Genomic DNA, 8,749 nt, shown 5'->3' with positions numbered 1-8,749 from the left:
ACCCTGCCCCTGGCCGACGCCAACATCGTCAACGACACCGGCATCAGCAACCTGGCGGCAGCATTGGACCGTCCCAGCTATGTGCTGCTGGGCAACCGTCCCCTGCTGTCCCACGACCCGCTGATGCGCATGCTGCTCACGCCCGAGCCCCAGATTCCCGCCAGCGAGAAGGCGCCCCAGCCCCCCGTTGAGCTGGACCGCATCTCCGTGGCGGATGTGCTGGCCCGGCTCGAGACCGACCGGGCGCCGGGCTTCGAGACACCCGCGCGCGGCCCCAGCGGCCTGCCCACCGCACTGGACCTGCGTGGCCTGGACCTGGGCCAGCGGCTGGCCTGCTGCTGGTGGGCCCAGCAGCGCCATCGGCGCACCGGCGAGCAATTCGGCCTGGTGGACGCCGATAACGCCCTCCCCGATCTGGCCAGCGGCTTCCCGGCCACCTTCACCCGCCTGTGCGCCGCCGATCTGCAAGGCGATGCCTGGTCGGTCTGGCACCCCGAGCCCGTCTGGCTGCAGGCACGTAACGTCTTCGAGCGACACCCGCAGGCCGGGGCGTTCGAAGCCATCCCTGCCGAGGCCCTGGCCGCTGCACGCGAGCTGCAAGCCAAGGCCGATCCCGTTGCGCGCGTGCTGGTGGACCTGCCCGATGTGGCCCAGCGCCAGTCCGTGATGCAGGTCCTGCGGGAGGCCGGTTTCTCGGTGGTGGACGTCCACACCGACTTCCCCGGCGACGAAGGGTCCAGCGCGTTGATGGGCGAGATGCTGGCGGCTCGGGCCTGGGTGGGCGCAGGTCAGGGGCGTGACCACCTCTGGGCCCTGCTGCGCCCCGGCGCTGCGCAGATCGCACTGGTCCCGCCGGCTGCCTTGCAAGCACAGCAGGCCAACTGGACCACGGTGCAGTCCGGCCTGGGTCTGACGCACCCCTGGAGCGCTCTGCCCTTGAATCCGCAGCTGCAGCGCTGGGAGGCGGCCCCGGGGCCGCTGCCCGAACCACTGCGAGGCCAACTCCGCTCGGCATGTCAGGCGGCGTGCGCCCCGTCCACCGTCGCTTCGGCCGTCCTCAGCGGCGCTTCGTAGAATCACGCCGATTCGGGGAGTTTCGATGCGCTTCTTCGTCTGGCTCTTCCGGGCCTTTGTTTTCTTCGCCCTGTTCGCCTTTTCGCTGAACAACCAGCAGACGGTCACCGTCCACTGGTTCTTCGGCTACGTCTGGAATGCGCCCTTGGTGATCATCGTGCTGGCGGCTTTCGCGGCCGGGACGGTGGTCGGTGTGCTGGCCATGACGCCCAACTGGTGGCGCCAGCGCCGCCGCGCCACCCAGCGCATCGAAGGCGCCGCCGCAACCGCGACGCCCGTTGCCGCCCCTGTCTCTGCGCACGACATCCCCGATGGAATTTGATCTTCAGTGGCTGCTGATCGGCCTGCCCGTGGCCTTCGGCTTGGGCTGGCTGGGCTCGCGCCTGGACCTGCGGCAGTTCCGGCGTGAACAGCGCGACGCGCCCAAGGCCTACTTCAAGGGCCTGAACCTGCTGCTCAACGAGCAGCAGGACAAGGCCATCGACGCCTTCATCGAGGCAGTTCAGAACGACCCGGACACCACCGAGCTGCATTTCGCACTGGGCAATCTGTTCCGCCGGCGTGGCGAGTTCGAGCGGGCCGTGCGGGTCCACCAGCATCTGCTGGGCCGGGCCGACCTGGGTGAGACCGAGCGTGACCGGGCCCAGTACGCCCTGGCGCAGGACTTCATGAAGGCCGGCCTGTTCGACCGCGCCGAGGAGGCCTACCGTGCCCTGCTGGGCACCCCCTTCGACACTGAGGCCCGCCTGGCCCTGCTCAACCTGTACGAGCGCTCGCGCGACTGGCACGCCGCAGCCGAGGTGGCCGCCGCCCTGGAACACGCCGGCACCGGCTCCTTCGGGCAGCGCATCGCGCACTACTGGTGCGAACTGGCCCTGGAAGCCGACGCCAGACAGGCCACCGAGGACGCCGACAAGGCCCTGGCCCAGGCCCGCAAGGCCGCTCCCCAGGCCCCCCGGCCGCTGCTGATCGCGGGGCAACGCCTGGCCCGCCAGGGCCAGGCAGAACAAGCCCTGGCCCTGTGGAACGAGTTGCGCCTGCGTGACATCGCGGCCTTCGCCCTGATCGGCGAGGACTACGTGAACGCCGCACGGGCCTGCGGCCAAGTGGACATGGCCCGCCAGGCCCTGCGAGAGGCCTACGAGCGGGCCCCCAGCCTGGACCTGCTGCGCGCCCGCGCACTGCTGGATGGGCACGAACTGAGCGCCGATCCGGCCCTGCTGCAACACCTGCAGCGACAACCCACGCTGGGCGCTGCGGCGGCCCTGCTGCAACGCCCCCTGCCGCAATGGGACGAACCCGCGGCCCAGGCCGTGCGCGCGGCCGTCGGCCGTGCCGCCCAGCCCTTGCAGCGCTACCGCTGCGCCGCCTGCGGCTTCGAGGCCCAGCGCTATTTCTGGCAATGTCCCGGCTGCCTGAGCTGGGACAGCTTCCCGCCCGAGCGGATCGAAGAACTCTGACGATGACCTCCTCCTCCGACACCCTGTTCCAGACCAATCTGGCCGAGCACCTGCAGCTGTTCCAGCAGCTGTCGGGCCTCACGCCGGAAATCAACGACGCCGGCCGGCGCATTGCCGCCGCCCTGGCCCAGGGCGGCAAGCTGATGCTCTGCGGCAATGGCGGCTCGGCCGCCGATGCCCAGCACATCGCCTCGGAACTCACCGGACGCTTCATCCAGGAACGCCGGCCCCTGGCGGGCATCGCCCTGACCACCGACAGCTCGGCGCTCACCTGCATCGGCAACGACTACGCCTTCGACGAGGTGTTCGCGCGCCAGCTGCGCGCCCTGGGGCGGGCAGGCGATGTGCTGATCGGCATCTCCACCTCCGGCAACTCGGCCAACGTGGTCAAAGCCGTCCAGGCCGCGCGCGAGATGGGTGTCACCGTCATCGGCCTGCTCGGCCGAGATGGCGGCGCCCTCAAGCCGCTGTCGGATGTGGCCATCGTCGTGCCCTCCAAGGTGACCGCGCGCATCCAGGAAGCCCACATCCTGATCGGCCACACGCTGTGCGGCCTGATCGAGCACGAACTGGGGCTGGCATGACGGTCCGCACGCCCCTGCCCTCGGCCGAGGCACTGCAGGCCAGCCGCGTGCTGGTGGTCGGCGACGTGATGCTCGACCGCTACTGGTTCGGCGCAGTGGACCGGATCTCGCCCGAGGCCCCTGTGCCGGTGGTGCGCATCACCCGCGAGGAGGACCGCCTGGGCGGGGCCGCCAACGTGGCGGTCAACAGCCAGGCCCTGGGGGCCCAGGTGACCGTGCTCACGGTGGTGGGCGACGACGAGCCCGCGACCCGGCTGGAACAGCTTCTGGCCGAGCGCCAGATCCGCGCCGTGCTGCGGCGCGATCCGTGCCTGAAGACCATCGTCAAGCTGCGGGTCATCGGCCGCGCCCAGCAACTGCTGCGGGTGGACTTCGAGAACACCCCGGCGCACGAGGTGCTGGAGCAGATGCTGGCCAGCTTCGACGAGGAACTGACCCGCCACGACGTGGTTGTGTTCTCCGACTACGGCAAAGGCGGCCTGGCCCACATCCCGCAGATGATCCAGCGTGCCCGTGCCGCGGGCCGGCCGGTGCTGGTGGACCCGAAGGGCAGCGACTACACCCGCTATGCCAGTGCCACCGTGCTGACCCCCAACCGCTCGGAGCTGGCGCAGGTCACCGGCCCCTGGCGGGACGAGGCCCACCTGGGCGAGCTGGCCCAGGGTCTGCGCACCAGCCTGGGCCTCGAAGCCCTGCTGCTGACCCGTTCGGAAGAAGGCATGACCTTGTTCGATGCCCAGGGGGCCCACCATGTGCCCGCGGAAGCCCGCGAAGTGTTCGACGTCACCGGCGCTGGCGACACCGTCATCGCCACCCTGGCCGTGCTCGTGGGCGCGGGCCTGACGCTGGCCCAGGCGGTGCCCTGGGCCAACCATGCGGCCAGCGTGGTGGTAAGCAAGTTCGGCACCGCCAGCGTCAGCCTGGAGGAGTTGCGCGCATGAGCACCGCACAGCGCGCCGCCTTCCTTGACCGCGACGGCGTGATCAACATCGACAGCGCCTACCTGAGCCGCTGGGAAGACTTCCAGTTCGTGCCCGGCACGGTGGCGGCCATGCGCCGCCTGCACGAAGCCGGGTACGCGCTGGTGGTGGTGACCAACCAGTCCGGCATCGCCCGGGGCTACTACACGGAAGCCGACTACCAGGCCCTGACCCGTCAGATGCGGGAGGCCCTGGCTGCGCAGGGCGTGCCGCTGGCCGGCGTGTACCACTGCCCCCACCATCCCAAGGGGCCGGTGGCGGCCTATGCCATCGACTGCGACTGCCGCAAGCCGGCGCCCGGCATGATCCTGCAGGCCGCCCGCGAACTGGCGCTGTCGCTGCCCGACTCGCTGATGGTCGGCGACAAGGGCTCGGACATCGAGGCGGCACGCGCCGCCGGCGTGGGGCACGCCTACCTCGTCCAGTCCGGTCAGGATCTGTCGCCCGAGGACCGGGCGCTGGCCGACGCGGTCTACCCCGACCTGGCGGCCTGCGTGGCCGCGCTCTGCGGCTGAAGCCGCCTGCCGGGGAGCCGCCCCCTCACTGGCCGGCGCGGATGCGGCGCACCAGCTCGGTGGTGGAGTAGCCGTCCACGAAGGGAATGGCCACGGAGCGCCCGCCCCAGCTGCGCACCAGCGCGGTCTCGGCCAGGGTCTCCATGTCGTAGTCGCCGCCCTTGACGTACCAGTCCGGCCGGATGCGGGCGATCAGCTCGACCGGCGTGCTTTCGTCGAAGAAGATCACCAGGTCCACGCTGGCCAGCGCCCCCAGCACCCAGGCCCGGTCTTGCTGGCGATTGAGCGGCCGGTCCGGCCCCTTGCCCAGGCTGCGGGCGGAACGGTCGGTGTTCAGGCCCACGATGAGTGAGCCGCCCAGCATGCGGGCCGCCTGCAGGTAGCTCACATGCCCGCGGTGCAGCACATCGAACACCCCGTTGGTGAAGACCCAGGGGCGCGGCAGCCGGGCCAGCGCAGAAGCCAGCGCATCTGCCTCCACCACCTTGTGCTCGATCAGCGGCAGCCCCGGGGCCAAGGGTCCCTCTTCGGAGGGGGAGCAGGCGGCGGCGGTGGGGCAAGAAGAAGGATGCGTCACGGGAAAGGCGATGCAAGCATCGTGGAAGAGCCGAACCGCCGGAATTATCCGTTGCGGCGGAAGCGGACGAACCACCTTTTCCCGGGAGAAGCGCAGACATGAACATCCACCAGGACGACCGGCACACACCCGGCCGCACGCCCCCAGGGCCACACCGCCGACGGCTGCTGATCGGGATCGGGCTGCTGCTGGCGGGCCCGCTGGCCCTGGCTGCCGCGGCAGAAGCCCCGCTGGACACCGAGGTGAACGAGGCCAACCAGGCCGAGCTCGAGATGATCAAGGGCATCGGCCCGCAGCTGTCGACCCAGATCCTGGGGGAGCGCGTGCACGGCCCCTTCCGGGACTGGAGCGACTTCATCGCCCGCCTGCCCGGCGTGGGGCCGGGCAAGGCACGCAAGCTCTCTGCGGCCGGTCTGCGGGTGGGCGGTCAGCCCTTCTCAGCGCCCTGATCTCATGCACCCATCGCGGTGGGCCGCAGGAAGTGCAGCACGGCTTCGCGCTGGTCCAGCGTGTCCCGCTCGCCCAGGGCGATCAGCTCACGGGTGAAGGCTTCCTCGAACAGCAGGTAGCTGGCCAGGGCCGCGCCGCGGGCACCCGCGCCCTCCCCCTGCACGCCCACGCCCCCCAGCAGTGCGCGCACCGGCAAGGGCAAGGCGGACAGGTGCCGCGCCGCGATGTCGTCCAGCCGCTGGCTGGGGGAAATCACCAGCAGTTCCACCGGCCGGAGCGGTGTGTGCTGCCGCGCCTCCGGTGGCAGCAGGCTCAACGTGTGGTTGATGCGCCGCAGCCGTTCCACGTCGACCGACAGCGCATCCAGGAAGATGCTGGACAGGGCATGACCGCTGATCTGCGCCACGCTGGGATAGTCCTCGGTCACCGGGCGCTGCAGGGCCGCCGGCTCGTGCATGCGCCCCGCGCCGATGACCAGCACCCGGTCTGCACCCAGGTGCACCGCCGGCGACACCGGTGCGGTCTGACGCATGGAGCCGTCGCCAAACCACTCCAGGCGCTCACCCAAGGTCAGGGTCTGGGCGGGAAACACGAAGGGAATGGCCGATGAGGCCAGCAGGTGGTCGCGGCTGAGCTGGCATGGCAGGGCCAGGCGCTGGGAACGGGTCCAAGGCTGGCGCGGATCCTCCGGCGCGACCTGGTAGAAGGTGACGTGCAGGCCGCTGCTGTAGCTGGAGGCCGTGACCGCCAGGGCCTGCAGGTGGCCTTGCGCCAGCAAGCCCTCCAGCCGCTCCAGCGGCACCATGCGTTGCAGCAGTTCCCCGAGCGGGGCGTTGTCCAGCAGGGAACGCGGCCGCTGGCGCACCCAGCGGGCGATCACCCAGCCCAGGGACATCAGGGTCAGCCAACGCGCCCCGGTGCGGATGATGCCCAGCGCGTCCGATCGGTAGACCTGGTCGGCATGGAAGTTCGACCAGACCTCCACCATGGCATCCACCGCGGCATCGAAATCATCGGCCCGGCAGGCCAGCGCGGCGGCGTTGATGCCCCCCGCCGAGGTACCGGTGATGACCGGAAACGGGTTGCCCCCGGCCAGACCGGCTTCGCGGCGCAGGTGACGCAGAGCCTTCAGAACACCGACCTGGTAGGCCGCCCGGGCGCCGCCGCCGGTGAGGACCAGGCCGCGCACGGGAGTGGACGGCATGCGTGGCAGTCTAGTGCCGCAACACGTGGCCGCCCAGGGAATCAGACGGGCAAAGCGCCCCCGTTAAAGCCCTTACCAGCGACCACCGCGGTCGCCGTCCCGATCGTGGTCATGCCCATGGTGATGGTCGTCGTCCCAACCACGGCCATAGCCCGGGCCGTAGCCATATCCCGGGCCACCGCGGTACACCGGGACGGGCTGGTAAACCACCGGCGGCGGGGGCGGCGGGGGCGGCGGAACACGGTGCACCACCGGCACCACATGGGCCTGGTACCAGTCGTCCCGCACGAAGTACACCGGCGCGCCGCAGGCGCCGTACTGGGCGCAGTAGCGCGCCCAGTGGGCGCGGTGGGCGGGCGGCGCCCAGAGGTAGACCGGCTGCACCGGCGCCCAGACGGGGGCCGGCTGCACGATGACGGGCTGCGGCGCGATCAGCGCCGGCTCGTAGAACCGACCGATGTCAATGCGGCCTTGCAGGCCCGGCTGGCCGATCGAGATGGACACCCCCACGTCCGCGGCATGGGACAGCGGAGCCCAGGCCGCCAGGGCGGCCGTGAGCGCAAGCGCGCTCCAGCGATGGCGATTCAGCATGGCGTCTTGGCGCCCACCAGACGGCGGGCGGACACAGTCGTTGAACATAGATCAACAACGCGGCGCCCCCCGGGCCGGGATGACGGGGGATACGCCTGCTTACCGACTCTCCACTTCGTACACGATGCGCGCCTGCCCCTCGCCGGCCAGCGCCTTCCAGGCGGCCAAGGCTTCGTTGGTGGGCCAGAAACGGCCCCTCTCGCCCAGCTCGACCTCGCCCACGGCCTGGGGGCGCTCCACGCGCACCCGCACCGCCAGGCCCTGCACCAGATCGCCCTCGTCGGTCTGTTCCACACGCGCCGGATGCTCGCGCAGCAGCCCGGCCACCGCCGGGGCCGTGCCGTGCAGCGCCACGCTGAGGTAGCGGCCGAAGCGGGCCCGCGCCGCGGCCAGGCTCCAGACCTGCTGCACGTTCAGCCGCAGCCCGCCGGAGAAACGGTCGGGCTGCGCCTTGCCTTGCACGATGATCAGTTCATCGTCGCGCAGCAGCTCCTTGTTGGCATCCAGCAGTTCCTCGTTGGCCACCGCCTCGATCGGCTCGCTCTTGTCGTCGAGCTTGAAGATGCCCACCCGGCCACGCTGGCCGTTGATGATGCGCAGGTCGCCCACGATGCCGGCCAGCAACTGCGGGTCACGGCTGTCGATCAGGTCGGCGATGCGGCGCTTGCAGAACATTCGCACCTCGGCCTCGTCCTCGTCGAACAGATGGCCCGAGAGGTAGAAGCCCAGGGCGGTCTTCTCCTGGGCCAGGCGCTCGCGCACGCCCCAGGGCTCCACCGCCACCAGGGCCGGCTCCTGGCTCAGCGAGCCGTGGTCGTCCTCACCACCAAAGTCGAACAGCCCGCCCTGCAGCGCATTGGCCGCCTGGGTTTCGGCCCAGTCGAAGGCCAGGCCGATGCTGGCCAGGGTGGCGGCACGGTCGGGATGGAGCTCGTCGAAGGCACCGGCCTTGATCAGCGCCTCGACCACCCGCTTGTTGACCCGGCTCTTGTCGATCCGTCGGCAGAAATCGAACAGGCTGGTGAAGGGGCCATCGGCCTCACGCGCGGCCACGATGGCCTCGATGGCGCCCTGGCCCGTGCCCTTGATCGCCCCCAGGCCGTAGCGCACCGCCCTGCGGCCCTCCTGCCCCGGCAGGGGCTCGAAGCGATAGACGCCGCGGTTGACGCTGGGCGGCTCGAAGCGGATGCCGAAGTTCTTGACCGCATCGGTCAGCAGCACCTTGAGCTTGTCGGTGTCGCTGATTTTCGATCGTCATGTTGGCCGCGAAGAACTCGGCCACGTAATGCACCTTGAGCCAGCCGGTGTGGTAAG

At 70.6% G+C, this 8,749-nt stretch carries 10 protein-coding genes and 1 pseudogene; 7 read left to right on the top strand and 4 right to left on the bottom strand.

Going from position 1 to position 8,749, the window contains the following annotated elements; genetic code table 11:
- From I73_RS33395 to gmhB, 6 genes are all read left to right on the top strand, one after another.
- On the top strand, positions 1-1,074 hold a 1,074-nt coding region (locus I73_RS33395), incomplete at its 5' end, for a hypothetical protein (protein WP_026097109.1).
- A gap of 25 nt (positions 1,075-1,099) precedes the next feature.
- Positions 1,100-1,396 carry a lipopolysaccharide assembly LapA domain-containing protein gene (locus I73_RS23010; RefSeq protein WP_022982774.1) on the top strand — a complete coding sequence of 99 codons (297 nt, stop codon included), beginning with the start codon at positions 1,100-1,102 and terminating at the stop codon, positions 1,394-1,396.
- Positions 1,386-2,534 (top strand): lipopolysaccharide assembly protein LapB, encoded by a 1,149-nt coding sequence (gene lapB / locus I73_RS23005; RefSeq protein WP_022982773.1) that lies wholly within the window; start codon positions 1,386-1,388, stop codon positions 2,532-2,534. The genes I73_RS23010 and lapB overlap by 11 nt, the downstream gene beginning before the upstream one ends.
- Before the next feature lie 2 nt (positions 2,535-2,536).
- Entirely contained in the window at positions 2,537-3,118 is a 582-nt protein-coding gene (gmhA, locus tag I73_RS23000) for a D-sedoheptulose 7-phosphate isomerase (protein ID WP_022982772.1), read from the top strand.
- Entirely contained in the window at positions 3,115-4,059 is a 945-nt protein-coding gene (rfaE1, locus tag I73_RS30095) for a D-glycero-beta-D-manno-heptose-7-phosphate kinase (RefSeq protein ID WP_022982771.1), read from the top strand. Before gmhA ends, rfaE1 begins: the two co-directional genes overlap by 4 nt.
- The gene (gene gmhB / locus I73_RS22990; protein ID WP_022982770.1) at positions 4,056-4,613 is read left to right on the top strand and encodes a D-glycero-beta-D-manno-heptose 1,7-bisphosphate 7-phosphatase; all 558 of its coding nucleotides are present in this window, start codon (positions 4,056-4,058) and stop codon (positions 4,611-4,613) included. The genes rfaE1 and gmhB overlap by 4 nt, the downstream gene beginning before the upstream one ends.
- A gap of 25 nt (positions 4,614-4,638) precedes the next feature.
- Here the strand turns inward: gmhB and rfaE2 are convergent, their stop codons facing one another.
- Positions 4,639-5,112: a D-glycero-beta-D-manno-heptose 1-phosphate adenylyltransferase gene (gene rfaE2 / locus I73_RS22985; protein WP_374701976.1), complete on the bottom strand. Its 474-nt coding sequence runs from the start codon at positions 5,110-5,112 to the stop codon at positions 4,639-4,641.
- Between the two features lie 176 nt (positions 5,113-5,288).
- Between rfaE2 and I73_RS22980 the strand changes: the two genes are divergently transcribed.
- Positions 5,289-5,639: a helix-hairpin-helix domain-containing protein gene (locus tag I73_RS22980; RefSeq protein ID WP_083877022.1), complete on the top strand. Its 351-nt coding sequence runs from the start codon at positions 5,289-5,291 to the stop codon at positions 5,637-5,639.
- Between the two features lie 2 nt (positions 5,640-5,641).
- Here I73_RS22980 and I73_RS22975 read toward each other — a convergent pair whose 3' ends face one another.
- From I73_RS22975 to I73_RS22965, 3 genes and pseudogenes are all read right to left on the bottom strand, one after another.
- Positions 5,642-6,844 carry a patatin-like phospholipase family protein gene (locus I73_RS22975; RefSeq protein WP_026097105.1) on the bottom strand — a complete coding sequence of 401 codons (1,203 nt, stop codon included), beginning with the start codon at positions 6,842-6,844 and terminating at the stop codon, positions 5,642-5,644.
- Positions 6,845-6,916: 72 nt separating this feature from the next.
- Positions 6,917-7,435, bottom strand: a complete 519-nt coding sequence (locus I73_RS31165; RefSeq protein WP_022982767.1) for a hypothetical protein — start codon at positions 7,433-7,435, stop codon at positions 6,917-6,919.
- Positions 7,436-7,534: 99 nt separating this feature from the next.
- Positions 7,535-8,749, bottom strand: a pseudogene (locus tag I73_RS22965) (OB-fold nucleic acid binding domain-containing protein); the annotation flags it as partial.

The organism is Ideonella sp. B508-1, from assembly GCF_000333615.1.
Taxonomy (GTDB): Bacteria; Pseudomonadota; Gammaproteobacteria; order Burkholderiales; family Burkholderiaceae_C; genus Ideonella.
This window is presented reverse-complemented; position numbering and strand designations above follow the sequence as displayed.

What these genes read in the sequence shown, in the direction of transcription:
- I73_RS23010 (WP_022982774.1), top strand. Translation starts at nt 1,100, where the DNA reads ATGCGCTTCTTCGTCTGGCTCTTCCGGGCCTTTGTTTTCTTCGCCCTG.
- lapB (WP_022982773.1), top strand. Translation starts at nt 1,386, where the DNA reads ATGGAATTTGATCTTCAGTGGCTGCTGATCGGCCTGCCCGTGGCCTTC.
- gmhA (WP_022982772.1), top strand. Translation starts at nt 2,537, where the DNA reads ATGACCTCCTCCTCCGACACCCTGTTCCAGACCAATCTGGCCGAGCAC.
- rfaE1 (WP_022982771.1), top strand. Translation starts at nt 3,115, where the DNA reads ATGACGGTCCGCACGCCCCTGCCCTCGGCCGAGGCACTGCAGGCCAGC.
- gmhB (WP_022982770.1), top strand. Translation starts at nt 4,056, where the DNA reads ATGAGCACCGCACAGCGCGCCGCCTTCCTTGACCGCGACGGCGTGATC.
- I73_RS22980 (WP_083877022.1), top strand. Translation starts at nt 5,289, where the DNA reads ATGAACATCCACCAGGACGACCGGCACACACCCGGCCGCACGCCCCCA.
- I73_RS22975 (WP_026097105.1), bottom strand. Translation starts at nt 6,844, where the DNA reads ATGCCGTCCACTCCCGTGCGCGGCCTGGTCCTCACCGGCGGCGGCGCC.
- I73_RS31165 (WP_022982767.1), bottom strand. Translation starts at nt 7,435, where the DNA reads ATGCTGAATCGCCATCGCTGGAGCGCGCTTGCGCTCACGGCCGCCCTG.